Here is a 21,620-nt window from a genome sequence, read left to right as displayed (position 1 = left end):
GTCAATCAAGAGCAGGAGAGATATGCGGCCCACGCGGTGGCGGCGGTCCACCCATGTGCTGATCGGGGTGGCGGTACTGCTGCTGGTCGCGGCGCTGGTGGCGGTTGCCGCGGTGATCACCACCGGGCATTCGACCAGTGACGCCGCAGTCAAACCGGTGCCCCCGCCCGCGACGGCCGAGCCGGGCATCGTTCCGGTCGCCGACAGCGCCGACAAGCCGACACCGGAGGGTCTCGCCGCCACACTCGCGCCTGCGCTGGCCGATCCGAACCTCGGCGATCTGACCGGACGCGTCACCGACGCGCTCACCGGCGCGCAGCTGTGGGCGCTGGGCGCCGACGTCCCGATGCAGCCGGCGTCCACCAACAAGGTGCTCACCGCCGCGGCCGCCCTGCTGACGCTGGACCGCGACGACCGGCTGACCACCCGGGTGATGAGCGGAAGCCGACCCGGTGTCGTCGTGCTCAAGGGCGGCGGCGACACCACGCTGTCGGGGGCACCGCCCGGCACCGAGACCTGGTATCCCGACGCCGCCCGGATCAGTGACCTCGCCGACCAGGTCCGGCGCAGCGGCGTCGACGTGACCGCGGTGCAGGTCGATGTCAGCGCCTACACCGGCCCGACGATGGCGCCGGGATGGGATCCCGCCGACATCGAGGGGGGCGACATCGCCCCGATCCAACCGGTGATGCTCGACGGCGGCCGCACCCAGCCGGTCAGCGAGGAATCCAAGCGCTCGCCTACCCCTGCCCTCGACGCCGGCCGCGCACTGGCTGCCGCGTTGCGCGTCGACCCCGCCACGGTCACGGTGTTGCCGTCGGCCTACACCGGCGGCCAACAGCTCGCGGCGGTCGAGTCGCCACCACTGATGGAGCGGCTGAGGGTGATGATGGTGGCATCCGACAACGTGCTGGCCGAGGCGATCGGCCGAGAGGTGGCCGCCGCGATGAACAGGCCGCAGAGTTTCGAAGGCGCCGTGGCCGCCGTGTTGGATCGCCTCGAAACCGCCAAAATCGACACCACCGGGGCGACGCTGGTCGACTCCAGCGGGCTATCCGTCGATGACCGGCTGACGGCTGAAACGCTCGACGAGGTCATTACCGCCGCCGCCGGCAGCAGCCACCCCGAGTTGCGGCCGCTGGTCGATTTGCTGCCCATCGCTGGCGGCAGCGGCACGCTGTCCTACCGCTATCTCGACAGCGAACCCGGCCGCGCCGCCGTGGGCTGGCTGCGCGCCAAGACCGGATCGTTGACCAACACCAACGCGCTGGCCGGGATCGTCACCGACGCCAGCGGTCGGGTGCTGACGTTTGCGCTGATCTCCAACAATGCCGGCCCGACCGGACGCGTCGCCATCGACAACCTGGCCGCGGCACTGCGGTCGTGCGGATGCCGTACATGAGTCCCACAACCAAGACCAAGACCAAACTCACCGTCGGGCGCGCCGTCGACTGGCAGTTCGCCGCCACCGTGGGCGCGAAGCTGGCCCGGCCCGGGCCGGACTCCACCGACTACACCCGCCGCCAGGTCATCGACGAGCTCGCCGGCGCGTCCCGCAGCGCTGAGCTGCCGGTGCGCGAGGTGACCGGGCTCATCGAGGGCGGCGAGATTCCCGACGCGCGCATCGTGGACCGGGTCCAGTGGATCCGCGCGGCCACCCAGTCGATGCGGGTGATGACGGGCGGGGCGGACGACGGGGCCAAACCGCATTTCATCGCGGGCCGCATCACCGGCGCGCAGACGGGCGCGGTGCTGGCGTTCGTGTCGTCGGGAATCCTCGGCCAGTACGACCCGTTCGCCCCCGACGGCGGCGAACTGCTGCTGGTGTATCCCAACGTGATCTCCGTCGAGCGCCAATTGCGGGTGCTGCCCGCGGATTTCCGGCTGTGGGTGTGCCTGCACGAGGTCACCCACCGGGTGCAGTTCCGGGCCAATCCCTGGTTGGCCGATCACATGGCGCAGTCGCTGGCAGTGCTCACCGATGAGACCGGCGAAGACGTCGGCCAGGTGCTATCGCGGCTCGCCGAGTTCGTTCGCAGTCAACGCAACGGCAATGCGGCAGAACCGAATTCGGGCGGGGTGCTGGGACTGCTGCGGGCGGTGCAGTCCGAGCCGCAGCGCCGCGCCCTGGATCAACTGCTGGTGCTGGGCACGCTGCTCGAAGGCCACGCCGACCATGTGATGGATGCGGTCGGTCCGGCCGTGGTGCCGTCGGTGGCCACCATTCGGCGCCGATTCGACGACCGGCGCCAGCGCAAACAGCCGCCGCTGCAGCGCTTGCTGCGGGCCCTGTTGGGTATCGACGCCAAGATCAGCCAGTACACCCGCGGCAAGGCGTTCGTCGACCACGTGGTGTCGCGCGTCGGGATGGCCAGGTTCAACGCCGTCTGGTCGGGGCCCGAAACACTGCCGCTGCCAACGGAAATCGAAGATCCGCAACGATGGATCGACAGGGTCCTGTAGCCGGTGTGACGAGAGCGGTGGCCACGTTCGCCCGGACGTACGCCACCGATGACGACCGCTGGTGTGTGGCGCTGTCGGGCGGTGCGGATTCGCTCGCGTTGACCGCCGCCGCCGTCGCCGTCAAACCCACCACCGCGTTGATCGTCGACCATGGGCTGCAATTCGACTCCGCATCGGTGGCGGCCACCGCCCAACAGCAGGCGTTGGCGCTGGGATGTGTTGACGCACACATTCTTCCGGTTCAGGTCGGCACCACCGGCGGCCCGGAGGCCGCGGCGCGCACCGCGCGGTACGCCGCATTGCAGTCTGCGCGCGACGGGGCGCCGGTGCTGCTCGGCCACACCCTCGACGATCAGGCCGAGACGGTGCTGCTCGGGCTCGGTCGCGGCTCGGGGGCCCGCTCGATCGCCGGTATGCGACCGTACGATCCACCGTGGTGTCGCCCGCTGCTGGGCGTTCGGCGCAGCGTCACGCAGGCGGCGTGCGGCGAACTCGGGGTGGCGCCGTGGCAGGACCCGCACAATGCCGACCGCCGATTCACCCGGACCCGGTTGCGGCTGGACGTGATGCCGCTACTGGAGGACGTGCTCGGCGGCGGGGTGGCCGAAGCGCTGGCCCGCACCGCGACCGCGCTGCGTGAGGATACCGACACGCTCGACGAGTTCGCCGAGCTGGCGCGGTCGGAAGTGGCCGTCGGGGAGGGGCTCGACACGGCGCGGCTGGCGGCGCTGCCGACGGCGATCCGGCGCCGGGTGATCCGCGGCTGGCTGCTGGCCGGCGGGGCCTGCGATCTGACCGACAAGCAGATCCGCGGCGTCGACGCGCTGGTCACCGCGTGGCGCGGGCAGGGCGGGGTCGCGGTCGGCTCGCCGCTGCGCAGTCAGCGGTTGATCGCCGGCCGCTGCGACGGCACTCTCACGCTGCACACCGAAGCCGTCCGCTAAAGCGTTGCTTGGGTGGAGGATCGGTGCCACTATGTGGCCTCAATCCTCGATCTAAACGGTTGGGTTTGTTTTGCCGCGGCCGCGTTGGTTATGCGGGGTATCGCATGGCACGCTGTGGACGTGGCTGCGCACACCACCGAGCTGTATCCGGGCGACATCAAGTCGGTTCTGCTTTCGTCGGATGAGATCCAAGCCAAGGTCGCCGAGCTCGGCGCACAGGTCGGCGCGGACTACCGCGACGTCATCGCCGAGAATTCCCAGGACCTGCTGCTCATCACGGTGCTCAAGGGCGCGGTCTTCTTCGTGACCGACCTGGCGCGGGCGATCCCGGTACCCACCCAGCTTGAGTTCATGGCGGTCAGCTCGTATGGCTCGTCGACGTCGTCGTCGGGCGTGGTGCGCATCCTCAAGGACCTCGACCGCGACATCAACGACCGCGACGTGCTGATCGTTGAGGACGTCGTCAACTCGGGCCTGACGCTGTCGTGGCTGCTGCGCAACCTGGCCACCCGCGGGCCGCGGTCGCTGCGGGTGTGCACGCTGCTGCGCAAGCCCGACGCGGTGCGCGCCGACGTGGACATCGCCTACGTCGGCTTCGACATCCCCAACGAGTTCGTCGTCGGCTACGGGCTGGACTACGCCGAGCGCTACCGCGACCTGCCCTACATCGGCACGCTCGACCCGAAGGTCTACGAACAGCAGTAGTTCCTTTTCGGCGCAGGCTGGGCGCAAGATGAACTGATGACCACCACAGCCCTGCGGATCTGCCCCCTGTGCGAGGCCACCTGCGGCCTGACGCTCACCATCGACGACGGCCGCGTCACCGGTGCCCGCGGTGACAAAGACGACGTCTTCAGCAAGGGCTTCATCTGCCCGAAGGGCGCGAGCTTCGCCGAACTCGACAATGACCCCGACCGGTTGACGCGCCCACTGGTTCGGCGCAACGGTGAACTGACCGAAGCCACGTGGGACGAGGCTTTCGCGGCCGTCGCTGAGGGTCTCGGCGGGGTCATCAGTCAGCACGGCGGCGCATCGGTGGGCGTGTACCTCGGAAACCCCAACGCGCACACCGTCGCCGGCGCGCTGTACACGCCGGTGGTCGTGCGGGCACTTGGCACCCGGCAGGTGTTCAGCGCCAGCACCCTCGACCAGATGCCCAAGCACGTCGCACTGGGCTACATGTTCGGCAGCCCGGTCGCATTCACCGTGCCCGACCTCGACCGCACCGACTACCTCGTCATCATCGGCGCCAATCCCGTCGTGTCCAACGGCAGCTTGGCCACCGCTGCCGATTTCCCCGGCAAGCTGCGGGCGCTGCGCAAGCGCGGCGGGCGGCTCACCGTGATCGACCCGGCCCGCACCCGCACCGCCGAAATGGCCGACCGTCACATCGCCCCGCGCCCCGGTACCGACGCCGCGCTGCTGATGGCCGTCGTGCACGTGCTTTTCGACGAGGGCCTCGTCGATCTCGGGGCGGTGGCCGAGCACGTCAATGGCGTCGACGAGGTTCGCGAGCTGGCCGCCGGGTTCGCCCCCGAGGACGTCGCCGCGTACTGCGGTGTGGCCGCCGACGACATTCGTGGCTTGGCCCGCGAAATCGCTAATGCCCCCACGGCGGCCGTCTACGGCCGAATCGGTACCTCCACAGTGGAATTCGGCACACTCGGCAGCTGGCTGGTCGACGTCGTCAACACCCTCACCGGCAACCTCGACCGGCCCGGCGGCGCGATGTTCCCGCTCTCGCCCGTCGCGCCCGCTCCGCGCCCGCCGAAGGCCGGCCGCGGATTCGCCACTGGCCGGTGGCATAGCCGCGTCTCCGGCTACCCCGAGGCGCTGTCCGAACTGCCCGCCGCGGCGCTCGCCGAGGAGATCGACACCCCCGGCGACGGGCAGATCAAGGCGATGATCACGATCGCCGGCAACCCGGTGCTCTCCGCCCCGGACGGCGATCGGCTCGACCGTGCGCTCGACGGGCTCGACTTCATGCTCAGCGTGGACCCGTATCTCAACGAGACGACGCGGCACGCCGACGTCATCCTGCCGCCACCGCCGCCATCGCGAAGCGCGCATTTCGACGTCGCGCTCAACAATCTCGCGGTGCGCAACAACGCGCGGTATTCGCCGCCGGCGCTGCCGCTCGACGGGCGTCCCGACGAGGCGGAGATCCTGTCCCGTATCGCCTTGATCCTGTACGGCGTCGGTTACGACGGCGACCCGAAGCTCGTCGACGACCAGGTCATCGCGGCCACGCTCGCGAAGGAGACCGGAGATCCGACGTCGCCCGTCGCCGGTCGCGCCGTCGAGGAGTTGACCGCGATGCTGATCGACGGCCCCGGCTACGAACGGCGCCTCGACATGATGCTGAGGCTCGGACCGTACGGCGACTGGTTCGGCGCTCGCCCCGACGGGCTGACGCTGACGCGGCTGAAGGCGGCGCCGCACGGCATCGATTACGGGCCGTTGCAACCTCGTCTGCTGGAGGTGTTGCGAACACCATCCGGGCGCGTCGAACTCGCACCGCCGCAACTCGTTTCGGAAGTGGGGCGGCTGCGGGAATCCCTGGGGCGCCGCGACGACCGGTTCATGCTCATCGGCCGACGGCATCTGCGCTCCAACAACAGCTGGATGCACAACCTGCCCGCGCTCGCGGGTGGGACCAACCGGTGCACGCTGCGGATCCACCCCGACGACGCCGCCGAGCTCGGCCTCACCGACACCGCGGTCATCAAGGGCCCCGGCGGTGAACTACTCGCGCCTGTCGAGGTGAGCGACGGGATGCGGCGCGGGGTGGTGTCGCTGCCACACGGCTGGGGCCACGACCGCGGCGGCACGCGACTGGGCTTCGCCGCGGGGCAGCCGGGCGGCAACGTGAATCAGCTCAACGACGGCAATCATCTGGACCCGCTGTCGGGTACCGCCGTGCTCAACGGCATCCCCGTCGACATCGCCCCGGTGGGCTGAGTCGGACGCCTAGGTCAGCTCCCAGACCACCGTCACATTGAAGCCGACGGTCTGCTGGCCGGGCTCCAGCGGCACCGCCTCCATCGCGGCTCGCGGCATCGGCGTGGGTGTCGGCGGCGTCGTCCCGGCGGCGACCTCCGATATCGAGATCACGTCGCCCAACGTCAGACCGGACAGCTCCGCATACTGCTCGGCGCGTGCCCTGGCGTCTTCGAAGGCCCGTGCGCGGGCGTCGATCACGAGCTGGGAATCGTCCTCGATCGTGTAGTTGACCGAGTTGATGCGGGTGGCGTCGCCGCCGGTGCTGACGATCAGCGCCAGCTTCTGCGATGCGGAGCTCAAATCGCGGATCTTGACGTCGATCGAGTTGCTGGCCCGATACCCCACGATCGACTGGGGGTTGTCGCCGCCGCCGGCGAACTGCGGCTGCAGGCTGACCTCGGTGGTGCTGATGTCATCGCGATCCACGCCGGCGCCCGTCAGCGCGTTGATGACGGCCTGCTGCCGCTCGCTGGACTGGTTCATCGCCCCGGTGACGTCGGGCGCGATGAATTCCATCGAGACATTGGCGGTCAGCGTGTCCGGGGTACCCGACACTTTGCCGGCGCCGACCACGGTGACCTGCCGAGTGTCGCTGTCGGAGGTCAGGGCGGGACCCGAGGATGAGTCACACGCTGACAGTCCGGCGATGGCCAGTCCCGCGGCGATGACGAGGAATCGGACACGCATCTTCCCTGGGATCGGCATGGCTGGCACCCTACTTCAGGGCTCCACCAGGATCTTGCAGTGCCGGTCGGGGTCGGCCAGCGCGTCGAATGCCTCACCGACGCCGTCGAGCCCGACCTCGCCGGTGATCATCGGGGCCACGTCGATCTCACCTTCGGCGATCGCCCGCAGGGAATCCGCGAACTCCGTGGGGTCGTACGCGAGTACGAACTGGATGTTGATCTCCTTGGCGATGGCGAAGAACGGGTGCATCGTGTCGGGCTGCATGCAGACGCCGGCGACGACGGCCCGGCTGCCGACCGGGGCGCGGCGCATCACGTCGTCGAGGATGCCCGGCACGCCGACGGCTTCGAAGATCACCTTGGGTGAGACGGTGTCGAATGGCGAGCCCTGCTGCGGGTCGATGATCTCGGTGGCTCCCATGGCGTTGGCCAGCTCGCGTCGTTTGGTCGAATAGTCCGCGGCCGCAATGCTTTCGACGCCCTTGCTCCTCAGCGCAGCGATGATGGCGATGCCGATCGGGCCGCATCCGATCACCAACGCCGGTTCGCCGCGTTCGATGTGGGACTTGTTGACCGCGTGCAGACCCACCGCCATGGGTTCGGTGAGCGCGGCGTGGCGTGGATCTAATCCGTTGGGGATTGGCATAAGTAGCGGCGCCGAGAGCAGCATCCGCTCCGAGTAGCCGCCGATCATGGTGTTGGAGTAGACGATCGGGTCGATGCCGGTGGCCGATATCAGCACCGGAAGCGATGTCACCAGCGTGCCCGGCGCGGGAGCGTCGGTGTCCGGACCTGCTTCGAGCACCTCGGCGCTGAACTCGTGGCCCATGAAGATGTCGCGGTGCAGGTCGATGTCCATACTCCCGCCGGCGGGATAGCCACTGATCTGACCGGTGAGCTCCAGCACGTCCTTGCCGTGCTTGGCGAAGTGCAGGTCCGACCCGCAGATTCCGCATGCCTTCACCCCGACGAGCACCTGGCCGGGGCCGGGCACAGGTTCGGGCACGTCATCGCGCAGCACCATCCGCCCTTCGCGTAATACCGCTGCTCGCATCACTTTTGCTCCCTTTCCTTCAGTTCGTCGGTGTGCTCGGAGATCGCCTTGACGATCGCCTCGCCCGCACGGCCGAGCAACTGGTCGCGCATGCCTTTGGCCCAGTCGTGTGACGCGCGCGGCGCGACGAGCTGACCTTTGAAGTGCGGCATCACTTCTCGGGCGAACAGCTCGTAGGAGTGATACGTCGCCTGCGGTGACGCCCAGTCATGGCCCAGCAGCAGCAGGGTGCCGAACCCGCCGGAGGTGTCCAAGAGATCTTGGATGTAGGTGATCGCGTCGCCGGGCGTTCCGATGCAGCAATTGCCTTTGCCCGCATACTCTTCGACGAACTCGCGGGGGGATTGATCCCCTTCCACCGCATTGGACAGCGGCACAAAACCCGCCGCGCCGAAGTAGTTGGCGAAATCCTGCAGGCCGTAGGTGCAATCGTCGATGGCCTGGTCGCGGGTATCGGCGAGGTGCACGATCGCCAGCACCCGCCAGTCGTCGCGGCTCGGCTCGTCGCGACCCGACTTCTCGGCCTGGTCGACGACGATCTCCCAGGTGTTCTCCAGCGCGGCATACCCGCCGGGCACCGACATCGACAACGACAGCAGCGACGTGCCCAGTGCGCCGGCCAGCCGTGGACCCGACGGCGAAATCATTGCCGCCGTAGAGATCTCGGGATACGGCCAGGTGTAGGGGCGAATGTGCAGCTGCGCGTCGCGCAGGGTGAACCAATCCGACTTGCGGCTGATCCGCTCGTCGGGCGCGGCCCGGAACAACGCCAGGATCGCCTCCAGCGACTCCTGCATCATCTTGCGCTGGTCGACGGGATCGATGCCCATCATGTAGGCATCCGACGGCAGCGCGCCGGGTCCGGTGCCGAACATGACTCGGCCCCGCGTGAGGTGATCGAGCAGCACCCAGCGATCGGCCACCATCAGCGGGTGGTGATAGGGCAGCGACACCACGCCGGTGCCCAGCCGGATGTGCTTCGTCCGCTCGGCGGCCGCGGCGATGAACACCTCGGGGCAGGCGATGAGTTCGTAACCGCCGGAGTGGTGTTCACCGAACCACACTTCGTCGAAGCCGAGCCGGTCCAGGGCGACCGTCCGTTCGAGGTCGTATTCCAGTGCGACAGTGGGGGATTGACCGACAGGGTGGAAGGGGGTGATGAAGACCCCGAAGTTCAGCGGGCGTGTCACTTCAACTCCAATCCGGCCAGGAACTCGAGCAGCAGCTTGTTGACATCCTCGGCGCGCTCCTGCTGGATCCAGTGGCCCGCACCGTCGATGAGCACCTCGCGGTACTCGCCTGTGACGACATCGGACACCCGATCGCGGGGGATGAACGCGAAGAACGGGTCGGCGGTGCCGGCGATGAGCAACGACGGGGCCGTGATGGTGGCCGCCGGCGTGTTCTCGGTCAGCTCCCAGTTGCGATCGAAATTGCGATACCAGTTCAGCGCGCCGGTGAATCCGGTTCGGGAGAACTCGGTGATGTAATGGTCGAGCTCCTCCTTAGTCATCCAATCGGGTAGCGGCGGCGGTTCGGCGGGCCGCGCATCGGGCCCGGCCAACGCGGTACCGGTATCTGCGAACACTAGCTGCATGGTGAACGCGGGATCTTCGCCGAGCTCGGCGTCGGCCACTCCCGGCTCCTGGAAATGCAAGATGTAGAAGAAGTTGTCGCCGAAGATCTGCTTCCAGATCTGCACCGGCGGGGCGGGTGGGCGAGGCACCGGCGGCACGCTCATGCCGACCACCGCGGCAACCCGGTCCGGGTGCAGCAGCGGCATGTTCCACGCGACGACGGCTCCGAAGTCGTGGCCGACGATCACCGCCTTCTCGGCGCCGGCGTCATCGAGCAGGCCGGCGATGTCGCCGGTCAATTCGACGATGTTGTACGCCTCGACGTCCTCCGGCGCCGACGATCGTCCGTAGCCCCGCTGGTTGGGGGCCAGCACGTGGTAGCCGGCGTCGGCCAGTACCTGAATCTGGTGTCGCCAGGAGTAGGCCAGTTCGGGGAAACCGTGGGCCAGCACCACCACCGGGGCACCACGATCGCCGGCTTCGGTGACGTGCAGCTGCACACCGTTGGTGTCGACTAACCGTTCGGTAGATGTGATCACGGTCTCACCAAAGCACAGGGCGAGGCGCGCTGGAAGTCTCATAAGTCGCCGAAACTGAGCTTGTGTTCGACATTTCGCCGCAAGTTCAGACATAACCTCAGATTCGTCGCTGAAGTATCTCGGGAACTGCCAGACGTTGGTCTAGCGGTAGCCTGAACTAATCCCAGCTGCACGTATTGGAAGGACTTGGCCGACTCCCCCTGCTGGCCGATATAAGCGATGAACCGTAAAAATGTGATCCGCACACTGACCGTGATCGCGGTCGTGCTGTTGCTGGGCTGGTCGTTCTTCTACTTCAGCGACGACACCCGCGGATTCAAGCCCGTCGACACGTCGGTGGCGATTGCCCAGATCAACAGCGGCAACGTCGAAAACGCGCATATCGACGACCGCGAACAACAGCTGCGCCTGGACCTCAAGAGCGGCAACGCCGAGACCGAGAACGCCGACAAGGTCATCACCAAGTTCCCGACCGGGTACGGCGAAAAGCTGGCCGACCAGCTGACCGCCAAGAACATCAAGTTCGGCACCACCGTGAATACCGGCAGTGTGCTGGGCTTGCTGCTGATCTACATGCTGCCGCTGCTGCTGCTGGTCGCGCTGTTCGTGATGTTCTCCCGCATGCAAACCGGCGGACGGATGGGCTTCGGCTTCGGCAAGTCCCGGGCCAAGCAGCTGTCCAAGGACATGCCCAAGACCACCTTCGCCGACGTCGCCGGCGTCGATGAGGCGGTTGAGGAGCTCTACGAGATCAAGGACTTCCTGCAGAACCCCAGCAGGTATCAGGCGCTGGGCGCCAAGATCCCCAAGGGCGTGCTGCTCTACGGCCCGCCCGGTACGGGTAAGACGCTGCTGGCCCGCGCCGTCGCAGGCGAGGCAGGTGTCCCGTTCTTCACCATTTCGGGCTCGGACTTCGTCGAGATGTTCGTCGGCGTCGGCGCGTCTCGCGTGCGCGATCTGTTCGAGCAGGCCAAGCAGAACGCCCCATGCATCATCTTCGTCGACGAGATCGACGCCGTCGGTCGCCAGCGTGGCGCCGGCCTCGGCGGCGGCCACGACGAGCGTGAGCAGACGCTGAACCAGCTGCTGGTCGAGATGGACGGCTTCGGCGACCGCCAGGGCGTCATCCTCATCGCGGCCACCAACCGGCCCGACATCCTCGACCCCGCGCTGCTGCGGCCCGGCCGCTTCGACCGCCAGATCCCGGTGTCCAATCCCGATCTCGCCGGCCGTCGCGCCGTGCTGCGCGTGCATTCGGCGGGCAAGCCGATCGCACCCGACGCCGACCTCGACGGGCTGGCCAAGCGCACCGTCGGCATGTCCGGCGCCGACCTGGCCAACGTAATCAACGAGGCCGCGCTGCTCACCGCCCGGGAAAACGGCACGGTCATCACCGGGCCGGCGCTCGAGGAAGCCGTCGACCGCGTCGTGGGCGGGCCGCGCCGTAAGAGCCGCATCATCAGCGAACACGAGAAGAAGATCACCGCCTACCACGAAGGCGGCCACACGCTGGCGGCCTGGGCGATGCCCGACATCGACCCCATCTACAAGGTGACGATCCTGGCGCGCGGGCGCACCGGCGGGCACGCGATGGCCGTGCCCGAGGACGACAAGGGCTTGATGACCCGCTCGGAGATGATCGCGCGGCTGGTGTTCGCCATGGGCGGACGCGCCGCCGAGGAGCTCGTGTTCCGCGAGCCCACCACCGGTGCGGTGTCCGACATCGAGCAGGCCACCAAGATCGCCCGGGCGATGGTCACCGAGTACGGCATGAGCTCCAAACTCGGCGCGGTGCGCTACGGCACCGAGCACGGCGACCCGTTCCTGGGCCGCACGATGGGCACTGCCCCGGACTACAGCCACGAGGTGGCCCGCGACATCGACGACGAGATCCGCAAGCTGATCGAGGCCGCTCACACCGAGGCGTGGGAGATCCTCACCGAATACCGCGATGTGCTCGACATCCTCGCCGGTGAGCTGCTGGAGAAGGAAACCCTGCATCGCGCCGAGCTGGAGGCCATCTTCGGCGACGTGAAGAAGCGGCCACGGCTGACGATGTTCGACGACTTCGGTGGCCGGGTGCCCTCCGACAAGCCGCCGATCAAGACGCCGGGCGAGCTGGCGATCGAACGCGGCGAACCGTGGCCCAAGCCGGTGCCCGAACCGGCGTTCAAGGCCGCGATCGCGCAGGCCACGAAAGAGGCCGCAACGTCGGGTCAGAACGGCTCAAATGGCGTCGGCGCCAACGGGACTCCGAACGGCCCGACCCAGCCCGACTACGGCGCTCCCGCGGGCTGGCACGCCCCGGGCTGGCCGCCGCAACAGCAGCAGCCGGCCCAGCACCCGCAGGGGTACTGGTACCCGCCGCCACCGCCCCCGGGGTGGCACAACCCGAACGCTGCCGGGGCGGTGCCGCCGTATCCGCCGTACCAGCCGTACCCGCAGCCCGGGCAACCGGCAGCACAGGGAACCCCACCCGCGCCGAAGAACGACGAACCGGAGCACGATCCCAGTCGGTCCAATCCGCCGGCGCACGGCTGAACACGAACGGAGACCTCGATGACGCGGTCGCGCAACAACTCCGCGACGGTGCACACCGCAGTGTTCGACCAACCACGCGCGGAGGCGGCCGTCCGGGAGTTGTTGATCGCCATCGGGGAGGATCCCGACCGGCATGGGCTGGAGGACACCCCGGCGCGCGTAGCGCGGGCCTACAAGGAGCTCTTCGCCGGGCTCTACACCGACCCGGATGCGGTGCTGGACACCACCTTTGACGAACAGCATGACGAATTGGTGCTGGTCAAGCAGATCCCGCTGTATTCGACATGCGAGCATCACCTGGTGTCGTTTCACGGGGTGGCGCATGTGGGGTACATCCCCGGGCACGACGGCCGGGTCACCGGCCTGTCGAAGATCGCCCGGCTGGTGGACCTGTACGCCAAGCGCCCGCAAGTGCAGGAGCGGTTGACCGCGCAGATCGCAGATGCGTTGATGCGCAAACTGAATCCGCGCGGCGTCATCGTCGTCGTCGAGGCCGAACATCTCTGCATGGCTATGCGCGGCGTGCGCAAGCCCGGCGCGGTGACCACCACCTCGGCGGTGCGCGGCCAGTTCAAGACCGACAATGCATCGCGGGCCGAAGCCCTGGATCTGATATTGCGGAAGTGAGCACGACGCGCGTGCAGGTGATGGGGGTCGTGAACGTCACCGACGACTCCTTCTCCGACGGGGGACTGTTCCTCGACCGGGACCGCGCCATCTCACACGGCCTGGCGCTGGCGGCCGACGGAGCCGCGATCGTCGACGTCGGCGGTGAGTCCACCCGTCCCGGCGCCACCCGCATCGATCCGCGCATCGAAACCTCCCGTGTGCTGCCCGTCATCAAAGAACTCGCCGGGCAAGGGATCACCGTCAGCATCGACACCATGCACGCCGAGGTGGCGCGGGCGGCGCTGGAGAACGGGGCGGCGATCGTCAACGACGTCTCCGGCGGGCGGGCCGATCCGAAGATGGTCTCGGTGGTCGCCGAGGCGAACGTGCCGTGGGTGCTGATGCACTGGCGGTCGGTGGGCGCGGCCCAGCCGCATGAGGTGCCGCCGTACGGTGACGTGGTCGCCGAGGTGCGTTCTGAGCTGCTCGCGGGTGTCGACGCTGCGGTGGCGGCGGGTGTCGATCCGGCCAAATTGATCATCGACCCGGGGCTGGGTTTCGCCAAAACGGCACAACACAATTGGGCCCTGCTGCACGCGCTGCCCACGTTCGTCGACACCGGAATCCCGGTGCTGGTCGGCGCGTCACGTAAGCGTTTTCTCGGCGCGCTGCTGGCCGATGCCGACGGCACGCCGCGGCCGCCGGCCGGCAGGGAAACCGCTACCGCGGTGATCTCGGCGCTGGCCGCGTCGCACGGGGTGTGGGGCGTGCGGGTGCACGACGTGCGCGCGTCGGTCGATGCGCTCAAGGTTGTGGAGGCCTGGCAGCGTGGCGGGCAGGAGCGAAGCGACTCGGGGAATAGCGGTGGCTGATCGAATTGAGTTGCGCGGCTTGACGGTACGCGGGCACCACGGGGTATTCGACCATGAGCGCCGCGACGGGCAGGACTTCGTCGTCGACATCACGGTGTGGGTCGACTTGGCGGCGGCCGCGGCCAGCGACGACCTCGCCGACACCCTGGACTACGGCGCCCTCGCGCAGCGCGCCGCCGACATCGTCGCCGGACCGCCGCGCAAACTGATCGAATCCGTGGCCGGCGCGATCGCCGACGACGTCATGGCCGACGGCCGGGTGCAGGCCGTCGAAGTGGTGGTGCACAAACCGCAAGCCCCGATTCCTTTGCAGTTCAACGATGTTGCCGTGACAGCGCGCAGGTCACGGCGATGAGCCGCGTGGTGCTGTCGATCGGGTCGAATCTCGGTGACCGGTTGGCGCGGCTGCAGTCTGTTGTCGACGGGCTCGGCGGCGCGGTCCGGGCGGTGTCACCGGTATACGAGACCCCGCCGTGGGGTGGCGTCGAGCAGGGGCCGTTCCTCAACGCGGTGCTGATCGCCGACGATCCATCGCTGGACTGCTACGACTGGCTGCGTCGCGCCCAGGAGTTGGAGCGGGCCGCCGGCCGGGTTCGTGAACAGCGCTGGGGCCCAAGAACTCTCGATGTCGATCTGGTTACCTGTCATGAAGGCGCGACCGAAGTGCACTCAGATGCCGAGAAACTCACGCTTCCGCACCCGATGGCGCATCGGCGGGCGTTCGTGCTCATTCCCTGGCTGGCGGTGGAGCCCGACGCCACACTGACGGTCGGCGGTGTCGCGCAACCTGTCTCGGACGTGCTTGCCGACATCGACCCCGCCGAACGCGAGGGGGTCCGGCTCACCGACCTCGTGCTCGAGTTGCAACCGGCGGATCACTGATGGGACCGACTCGTAAGCGTGACCTCACGGCGGCGACGGTGGCGGCCGCCGTCGTCGGCTACCTGTTGGTGATCCTGCTGTACGGCTGGTTCCCACCGATCACCCTGTGGACGGGGCTTTCGCTGCTGGGTGTGGCGATCGCCGAAGCCGGCTGGGCCTTCTACGTCCGGGCGAAGATCAACGACGGGCACATCGGCGACGGGCCGGGCCGGCTGCATCCGCTGTCGGTGGCGCGTTCGGTGGTGATCGCCAAGGCCTCGGCGTGGGTGGGCGCGCTGGTGCTCGGCTGGTGGGTGGGGGTGCTGGCTTACCTGTTGCCGCGGCGCACCACGCTGCGGGTGGCCGGCGAGGACACCCCCGGTGCGGTGGTTGCTGCGGCCAGCGCGCTCGCGTTGGTGGTGGCCGCCCTGTGGCTGCAGCATTGCTGCAAGTCGCCACAGGAGCCACCGGAGAATGGCGACGCCGCGACGGAATAGCCGGCAGCGAGCTGGTCAACGGCGAATCGCCGTGGCAGTCGACACGCGAGATGACCTGTGACGGGTACAGTCGCCCCATGACCGTTCTGTCCCGCGGCGCCAGAGGTCGGCGCAGCGGTCGCAGGCCGGGATGGACGCTGCTGACGGCGTTGCTGGTGCTCGCCATCGCGGCGAGTTCGGCTTTGGTGTTCACCAACCGGGTGGAGCTGTTGAAGCTGGCGGTGATCCTGGCCCTGTGGGCCGCTGTCGTCGCGGCTTTTGTATCGGTCATCTACCGCCGCCAAAGCGATATCGACCAGGCCAAAGCCCGCGACTTGAAGCTGGTCTACGACTTGCAGCTGGACCGTGAGATCTCAGCGCGCCGTGAGTATGAACTGACGGTGGAAACCCAGCTGCGCCGCGAGCTGGCCTCCGAGTTGCGCGCCCAGGCCGCCGACGAGGTGGCGGCGTTGCGCGCCGAGCTCGCCGCGCTGCGGACCAACCTGGAGATCCTGTTCGACACCGACCTGGCGCACCGGCCGGCGATCGAAACCGACCGCAAGACGGTGCGCGCCTACAGCGACTGGGCCCGCGATTCCGAAACCACGGGCCGGGTCAGCAGCACCAGGATCGACACCGAAGACCGGGCGCCGTTCGAGGACCGCACGGAGGAAAGCCCGATCATCGACGTGCCCGCCGAACCGCAGCCACCGGAGCCCGAGTGGGCGCCGAGTCTCGGTGGGTCGCACCGCAGGCCGTCGGAATCCGAGCCGCAGGGGCGTCGGCATCGCCCAGAACAGCCGACCCACGAAACCCAAGGCCGTCGGCGCCGTCGAGAAGAGCCCGTTGCGGAGCAGCCGCCGCCGCCCCCACCACCTCCACCGCCTCCGACCTGGCAGCCGCCGCCCAAGCCGGCGGACGCGCCCAAACCGGCGGACGCGCCCAAACCGGCTGACGCGCCGAAGCCCGCCGCGGCGGCATCGTCGCACCCCGAGCCGCCGCCCGAACCGCTGTTCCCGTGGCTGCCGCCCGAGCCGAAACCCGCGGCCACGTCACAACCGTCGCAGCCGTCGCAACCTGTGCCGTCGCAGCCGGCTTCATTCAGCGAATGGCAGCCGGCACCGGCCGAGGGCAAGTTCATCCCGGCGGGTGCGCCGGGGAGCAACTGGGCATCCCCACCCGCCGCGGAGAACGGCTCGTCCGACGAATACGTCGGCAAGCGCCGCGCACCCGAACCGGCGGACGATGTTGCACCGGCTCAGCCGGTGATGTCCACCCCGCCCGCCGATCCGCCGCGCGGCCGCCACTCCGCGCCGCCGGATGCCGCGGACCCGGGACGCCCGCCGCAGCCCACGTTGGCCACGCCGCCGCCGCAGCCGTCACAGCCACCCGAAGAGCCCGCACCGCGGCGCCATCGCAGCGCCGAGGAAACCGCGGATGCCAACGGTCAGCACGCCGGCGGTCTGTCCGCGGCCGAGCTGCTGGCCCGCTTCCACGCCACCCCCACCGGTGGCGGCCGTCGCCGCCGCCGCGAGGAGTGAGCTACTCTTGATCGACCGTCCGGTACCCGCAACGCGGGACCGGAACGACGTTACTAAGGACATTCAGCGAGGTCGTCTGCATGGGGACCCCCGACGGACTGCGCCCGGCGCGGCTCACGATCGGCATCATTTCCGCTGGTCGAGTGGGCACAGCGCTGGGTGTCGCGCTTGAGCGCGCCGACCACGTGGTGGTGGCATGCAGTGCCATCTCCCGCGCGTCCCGTGAACGGGCGCAGCGCCGGCTGCCCGACACCGCGGTGCTGCCCGTGCACGACGTCGCGAACCGGGTGGAGCTCCTGTTACTGGCGGTGCCCGACGCGGAGTTGGCGGGGCTGGTCTCCGGTTTGGCCGCGACCGGGTCGGTGCGGCCCGGCACCATTGTGGCCCACACCTCCGGCGCCAACGGCATCGCGGTTCTGGCTCCGCTGACCGAACAGGGCTGCATTCCGCTGGCCATCCACCCGGCGATGACGTTCACCGGGTCCGACGAAGACATCGCCCGGCTACCCGACGCCTGTTTCGGCGTTACCGCCGCCGACGAGGTGGGCTATGCGATCGCCCAATCGCTGGTACTGGAGATCGGCGGCGAGCCTTTCCGGGTGCGCGAGGACGCCCGCACGCTGTACCACGCCGCGCTCGCGCATGCGAGTAACCACATCGTCACCGTCGTGCTCGACGCGGTGGAGGCGTTGCGCACCGCGCTGTGGGGCCAGGAGCTACTCGGGCAGGAACTCGTGGGCGATGCGCCGGGCGGCATCGCCGAACGCGTCGTCGGCCCGCTGGCGCGCGCGTCGCTGGAGAACGCGCTGCAGCGCGGCCAGGCGGCGTTGACCGGTCCGGTCGCGCGCGGGGACGCGGCCGCCGTGGCCGGACACCTGGCGGCGCTGGCCGAGGTGGATCCCCAACTGGCGCAGGCGTATCGGGCCAACTCGCTGCGCACGGCGCAACGCGCGCACGCACCCCAGGCGGTATTCGCAACGCTGGCTGAAGCGGGGCAGCCATGACCATGCAGCGGCCGCAATTCACTGCGGGTGAGCTCAACACCTACACCCCGCCGCGCGATGTCGCCGACGTCACTCGCGCGCTGCGGGCCACCGGGCGGCGCGTGATGCTGGTGCCCACCATGGGCGCACTGCATGAGGGGCACTTGGCCCTGGTCCGCGCCGCGAAGCGGGTGCAGGGTGCAGTCGTGGTGGTGTCGATCTTCGTCAACCCCTTGCAATTCGGTGCCGGCGAGGATCTGGACGCCTATCCCCGCACCCTCGACGAGGATCTCGCCGCGTTGCGCGGTGAGGGAGTCGAAATCGTGTTCGCGCCGACGGTCGCGGACATGTACCCCGAGGGGCAACGCACCTCGGTGCATCCGGGGCCGCTCGGCGATGAACTCGAAGGCGCCTCGCGCCCAGGGCATTTCGCGGGTGTGCTGACGGTGGTGCTCAAGCTGCTGCAGATCGTGCGACCGGACCGGGCGTTCTTCGGCGAGAAGGACTATCAGCAGCTGGTGCTGATCCGCCAGATGGTCGCTGATCTCAATGTCGACGTCCAGATCGTCGGAGTGCCGATTGTCCGAGAGGCCGACGGGCTGGCCCTGTCGTCGCGCAACCGCTACCTCACCGACGTCGAACGCGAACAGGCGGGCGCACTTTCGGCTGCCCTGCTGGCCGGCATGTATGCGGCGGGTGAGGGCACGGCGGCCGCGCTGGATGCGGCCCGCGCCGTGCTCGACGAGGTGCCCGCCATCGACGTCGATTATCTGCAAGTGCGCGACACCGGCCTCGGGCCCGCTCCGGCGGAGGGTATGGCCCGGATGGTCATCGCGGCCCGGCTCGGCCGCACCAGGCTGCTGGACAACATCGCCATCGACATTGGAACACCTTCCGGTCCCGGACCCCAGGTCGAATACGACGAACACGAACTTCCTTGGAGGAATTGATGTTACGGACAATGCTGAAATCGAAGATCCACCGCGCGACGGTCACGCAGGCGGACCTGCACTACGTCGGCTCGGTGACGATCGACGCCGATCTGATGGACGCCGCCGACCTGCTCGAAGGTGAGCAGGTCACCATCGTCGACATCGACAACGGAAACCGCTTGGTTACGTATGCGATCACCGGCGAGCGCGGCAGCGGCGTCATCGGAATCAACGGTGCCGCAGCGCATCTGGTGCATCCCGGCGACCTGGTCATCCTGATCGCTTACGGGACGATGGAGGACGCCGAGGCCCGCGAGTACCAGCCGCGCATCGTGTTCGTCGACTCCGAGAACAAGCAGATCGACCTCGGTCACGATCCGGCGCACGTGCCCGACAACGCTGCTGATTTGATGTCGCCGCGGTAATGCTGCTCGCAATAGACGTCCGCAACACCCATACCGTGGTGGGGCTGGTCTCGGGCTCCGGCGACCACGCCAAGGTGGTGCAGAACTGGCGTATTCGCACCGAATCCGAGGTGACCGCCGACGAATTGGCGCTGACCATCGACGGGCTGATCGGTGACGATTCGGAGCGGTTGACCGGCGCGGTCGGGCTGTCCACGGTGCCGTCAGTGCTGCACGAGCTTCGGGAAATGCTGGGCCAGTACTGGCCGTCGGTGCCGCATCTGCTGATCGAGCCGGGGGTGCGCACCGGCATTCCGCTGTTGGTCGACAACCCCAAAGAGGTCGGCGCGGACCGCATCGTCAATTGCCTTGCGGCTTACCATAAATTCGGCAGCGCGGCGATCGTGGTCGATTTCGGTTCGTCAATCTGCGTCGACGTCGTCTCGGCCAAGGGCGAGTTTCTCGGCGGCGCCATCGCACCTGGTGTGGAGGTGTCGTCGGATGCGGCCGCCGCGCGGTCGGCGGCGCTGCGGCGGGTTGAATTGGCCCGCCCGCGTTCGGTCATCGGCAAGAACACCGTCGAATGCATGCAGGCCGGCGCGGTGTTCGGCTTCGCCGGGCTGGTGGACGGATTGGTCAACCGCATCCGCGAGGACGTCGACGGATTCGGCGGCGACGACGTGGCCGTGGTCGCGACGGGCCATATCGCGCCGCTGCTGCTGCCCGACATGCACACCGTCGAGCACTACGACCAACACCTCACGCTCGACGGCCTGCGGCTGGTGTACGAGCGCAACCGCGACAGCCAGCGCGGCCGCCTCAAGCAAGCCCGCTAGAAGAAGGTGCGCACGAGCTCGACCACGCGATGGTCGTTGTCCAGCACCGGGATCATCGGCCACTTGTCGAAGGTGGTGCACGGGTGCGAGATGCCGAACTCCAGCCAGTCGCCAACCGCGACGCGGCCCTGATCGGCGGGGCTGAGTCGTAGATATGCGTGCTGATCGTTGAGTTTGACGACGTGACTGTCCGACAACCCGTACGGCACGGGCAGATCCTGGTCGTACGACACGTCGCGGCGGCCCATCGTCAGCAGAGCCAGGTCCGGCTCCGGTCGCGAAATCATCTGGGCCCACACGCTCATCGCGGGTAGCAGCCCGTCGCGCAGCGGTGACGTTCGCCGGTACAGCCCATCGTCGTGCGTGAGGTAGCAGCCGCTGCGCACGACCGTGCGGACCGTCAGCCCTGCCGGCCAGTCACCGGTGAGCACGTCGGCGACCGCGTCGAAATACGTGCTGCCGCCCGCCGTCACGATCACTTCTTCGCTCTCGAACACATCGGCCAACCGCACGACGGCGTCACGCAGTTCCGCCAAGTAGGAGCGCACGCGCGTCACCGCCTCAGCATTCACGTCGTGCCCACACGCGGCCTCGTACCCCGCCACCCCGACCAGCCGCAGGTGAGGCGATGAAGCCGCCGCGCGGGCCACCTCATCGACGGCAGCAGCTCCGCGGCAACCGGTGCGACCGCCGGAAAGGCCGACCTCCACACACACGTCGACCGGCCGTGAAGCCCCGGCATCGGCCAGCGCCGACGACATGTTCTCGACACCGGCCACGGAATCCACCCAGCACACCAGATGAAATGCCGGGTCGGCATCCAAAACGCCTGCGAGCCAGCGCAATCCGGCAGGGTCTACCAGCTCGTTGGCCAGCACCACCTCCGAGACCCCGAACGCGCGGAACACCCGCACCTGGCTGAGGGTGGCCACGGTGACCGCGTGTGCGCCCGCACCGAGCTGGCGTGCGAGCAGCTGGGGCGACATGTGGGTCTTGGCGTGCGGCGCGAGCTCGACGCCGTTTCGGCGGCACCAGCGCGCCATCGTCACCATGTTGTGCGCGAGCGACGTCAACCGCAGCACGCAGACCGGGGATACGGCGCCATCGTCGAACAGGTTGGGTGACTGCCGGCAGATCTGCGCGGGGGTGCGGCCCCACCACGACGCCGGCAGTCCCTTGAACCGCCAGTCCAACGGCTCGTCGGCCAGCGCGGCGACGCGCGCCGAGTCGATTCGGGAGGCCATGAGTCTCATCTAAGTACGGTGGGGCGCCTCACCGTCGAATCGGTGTGAACCGCCT

The 21,620-nt window shown here is 68.5% G+C and carries 21 protein-coding genes; 16 read left to right on the top strand and 5 right to left on the bottom strand.

Going from position 1 to position 21,620, the window contains the following annotated elements; translation table 11 throughout:
- Window positions 1-22: 22 nt before the first annotated feature.
- From dacB to CWS39_RS04550, 5 genes are all read left to right on the top strand, one after another.
- Window positions 23-1,402, top strand: coding sequence for a D-alanyl-D-alanine carboxypeptidase/D-alanyl-D-alanine endopeptidase (gene dacB, locus CWS39_RS04570; RefSeq protein WP_102141706.1), 1,380 nt, complete (start codon window positions 23-25; stop codon window positions 1,400-1,402).
- Window positions 1,390-2,463: a zinc-dependent metalloprotease gene (locus CWS39_RS04565; protein ID WP_102141748.1), complete on the top strand. Its 1,074-nt coding sequence runs from the start codon at window positions 1,390-1,392 to the stop codon at window positions 2,461-2,463. Before dacB ends, CWS39_RS04565 begins: the two co-directional genes overlap by 13 nt.
- A complete protein-coding gene (tilS, locus tag CWS39_RS04560; protein ID WP_102141705.1) occupies window positions 2,442-3,407 on the top strand; it encodes a tRNA lysidine(34) synthetase TilS in 966 nt (321 codons plus the stop codon). The genes CWS39_RS04565 and tilS overlap by 22 nt, the downstream gene beginning before the upstream one ends.
- 90 nt (window positions 3,408-3,497) lie before the next feature.
- A complete protein-coding gene (gene hpt, locus CWS39_RS04555; protein WP_102141704.1) occupies window positions 3,498-4,112 on the top strand; it encodes a hypoxanthine phosphoribosyltransferase in 615 nt (204 codons plus the stop codon).
- 36 nt (window positions 4,113-4,148) lie between these two features.
- The gene (locus CWS39_RS04550) at window positions 4,149-6,368 is read left to right on the top strand and encodes a molybdopterin-dependent oxidoreductase (protein WP_102141703.1); all 2,220 of its coding nucleotides are present in this window, start codon (window positions 4,149-4,151) and stop codon (window positions 6,366-6,368) included.
- A 9-nt stretch (window positions 6,369-6,377) separates the two neighbouring features.
- On the opposite strand, the gene CWS39_RS04545 is transcribed toward CWS39_RS04550, so the two are convergent.
- Genes CWS39_RS04545 through CWS39_RS04530 form a run of 4 tightly spaced genes read right to left on the bottom strand, consistent with a single transcriptional unit; the run spans window position 6,378 to window position 10,308 of the window.
- Window positions 6,378-7,115 (bottom strand): SIMPL domain-containing protein, encoded by a 738-nt coding sequence (locus CWS39_RS04545; protein WP_102141702.1) that lies wholly within the window; start codon window positions 7,113-7,115, stop codon window positions 6,378-6,380.
- Window positions 7,116-7,130: 15 nt separating this feature from the next.
- Complete coding sequence (locus CWS39_RS04540) at window positions 7,131-8,150, bottom strand: zinc-binding dehydrogenase (protein ID WP_102141701.1); 1,020 nt, start codon at window positions 8,148-8,150, stop codon at window positions 7,131-7,133.
- Window positions 8,150-9,340: an LLM class flavin-dependent oxidoreductase gene (locus CWS39_RS04535; protein ID WP_102141700.1), complete on the bottom strand. Its 1,191-nt coding sequence runs from the start codon at window positions 9,338-9,340 to the stop codon at window positions 8,150-8,152. Before CWS39_RS04535 ends, CWS39_RS04540 begins: the two co-directional genes overlap by 1 nt.
- Window positions 9,337-10,308, bottom strand: a complete 972-nt coding sequence (locus CWS39_RS04530; protein ID WP_431306083.1) for an alpha/beta fold hydrolase — start codon at window positions 10,306-10,308, stop codon at window positions 9,337-9,339. The genes CWS39_RS04535 and CWS39_RS04530 overlap by 4 nt, the downstream gene beginning before the upstream one ends.
- 177 nt (window positions 10,309-10,485) lie before the next feature.
- On the opposite strand from CWS39_RS04530, the gene ftsH reads away from it, so the two are divergent.
- The 11 genes from ftsH (at window position 10,486) to CWS39_RS04475 (ending at window position 20,321) form a co-directional block, all read left to right on the top strand.
- Window positions 10,486-12,807 (top strand): ATP-dependent zinc metalloprotease FtsH, encoded by a 2,322-nt coding sequence (ftsH, locus tag CWS39_RS04525; RefSeq protein ID WP_102141699.1) that lies wholly within the window; start codon window positions 10,486-10,488, stop codon window positions 12,805-12,807.
- A gap of 18 nt (window positions 12,808-12,825) precedes the next feature.
- A complete protein-coding gene (gene folE, locus CWS39_RS04520) occupies window positions 12,826-13,434 on the top strand; it encodes a GTP cyclohydrolase I FolE (protein ID WP_102141698.1) in 609 nt (202 codons plus the stop codon).
- Window positions 13,431-14,288, top strand: a complete 858-nt coding sequence (gene folP / locus CWS39_RS04515; RefSeq protein ID WP_199177955.1) for a dihydropteroate synthase — start codon at window positions 13,431-13,433, stop codon at window positions 14,286-14,288. The genes folE and folP overlap by 4 nt, the downstream gene beginning before the upstream one ends.
- Entirely contained in the window at window positions 14,281-14,643 is a 363-nt protein-coding gene (gene folB, locus CWS39_RS04510; protein ID WP_102141697.1) for a dihydroneopterin aldolase, read from the top strand. Before folP ends, folB begins: the two co-directional genes overlap by 8 nt.
- Window positions 14,640-15,170 (top strand): 2-amino-4-hydroxy-6-hydroxymethyldihydropteridine diphosphokinase, encoded by a 531-nt coding sequence (gene folK / locus CWS39_RS04505; RefSeq protein ID WP_102141696.1) that lies wholly within the window; start codon window positions 14,640-14,642, stop codon window positions 15,168-15,170. The genes folB and folK overlap by 4 nt, the downstream gene beginning before the upstream one ends.
- Window positions 15,170-15,646 carry a DUF3180 domain-containing protein gene (locus CWS39_RS04500; protein WP_102141695.1) on the top strand — a complete coding sequence of 159 codons (477 nt, stop codon included), beginning with the start codon at window positions 15,170-15,172 and terminating at the stop codon, window positions 15,644-15,646. The genes folK and CWS39_RS04500 overlap by 1 nt, the downstream gene beginning before the upstream one ends.
- A 77-nt stretch (window positions 15,647-15,723) precedes the next feature.
- Complete coding sequence (locus CWS39_RS04495; RefSeq protein ID WP_199177954.1) at window positions 15,724-17,166, top strand: DUF6779 domain-containing protein; 1,443 nt, start codon at window positions 15,724-15,726, stop codon at window positions 17,164-17,166.
- An 80-nt stretch (window positions 17,167-17,246) separates the two neighbouring features.
- Complete coding sequence (locus CWS39_RS04490) at window positions 17,247-18,170, top strand: Rossmann-like and DUF2520 domain-containing protein (protein ID WP_102141693.1); 924 nt, start codon at window positions 17,247-17,249, stop codon at window positions 18,168-18,170.
- On the top strand, window positions 18,167-19,099 hold the full coding sequence (gene panC / locus CWS39_RS04485; RefSeq protein ID WP_102141692.1) for a pantoate--beta-alanine ligase: 933 nt from the start codon (window positions 18,167-18,169) through the stop codon (window positions 19,097-19,099). The genes CWS39_RS04490 and panC overlap by 4 nt, the downstream gene beginning before the upstream one ends.
- Window positions 19,099-19,506, top strand: a complete 408-nt coding sequence (panD, locus tag CWS39_RS04480; protein ID WP_102141691.1) for an aspartate 1-decarboxylase — start codon at window positions 19,099-19,101, stop codon at window positions 19,504-19,506. The genes panC and panD overlap by 1 nt, the downstream gene beginning before the upstream one ends.
- Window positions 19,506-20,321 carry a type III pantothenate kinase gene (locus CWS39_RS04475; RefSeq protein ID WP_102141690.1) on the top strand — a complete coding sequence of 272 codons (816 nt, stop codon included), beginning with the start codon at window positions 19,506-19,508 and terminating at the stop codon, window positions 20,319-20,321. The genes panD and CWS39_RS04475 overlap by 1 nt, the downstream gene beginning before the upstream one ends.
- Here the strand turns inward: CWS39_RS04475 and CWS39_RS04470 are convergent.
- Entirely contained in the window at window positions 20,318-21,565 is a 1,248-nt protein-coding gene (locus CWS39_RS04470) for an alanine racemase (RefSeq protein WP_102141689.1), read from the bottom strand. The genes CWS39_RS04475 and CWS39_RS04470 overlap by 4 nt on opposite strands.
- Between the last annotated feature and the right edge of the window lie 55 nt (window positions 21,566-21,620).

Source organism: Mycobacterium hubeiense, from assembly GCF_002838065.1.
Lineage (GTDB): Bacteria > Actinomycetota > Actinomycetes > Mycobacteriales > Mycobacteriaceae > Mycobacterium > Mycobacterium hubeiense.
Note: the sequence above shows the minus strand (reverse complement) of the source record. Positions and strands in the feature narration are given on the sequence as shown.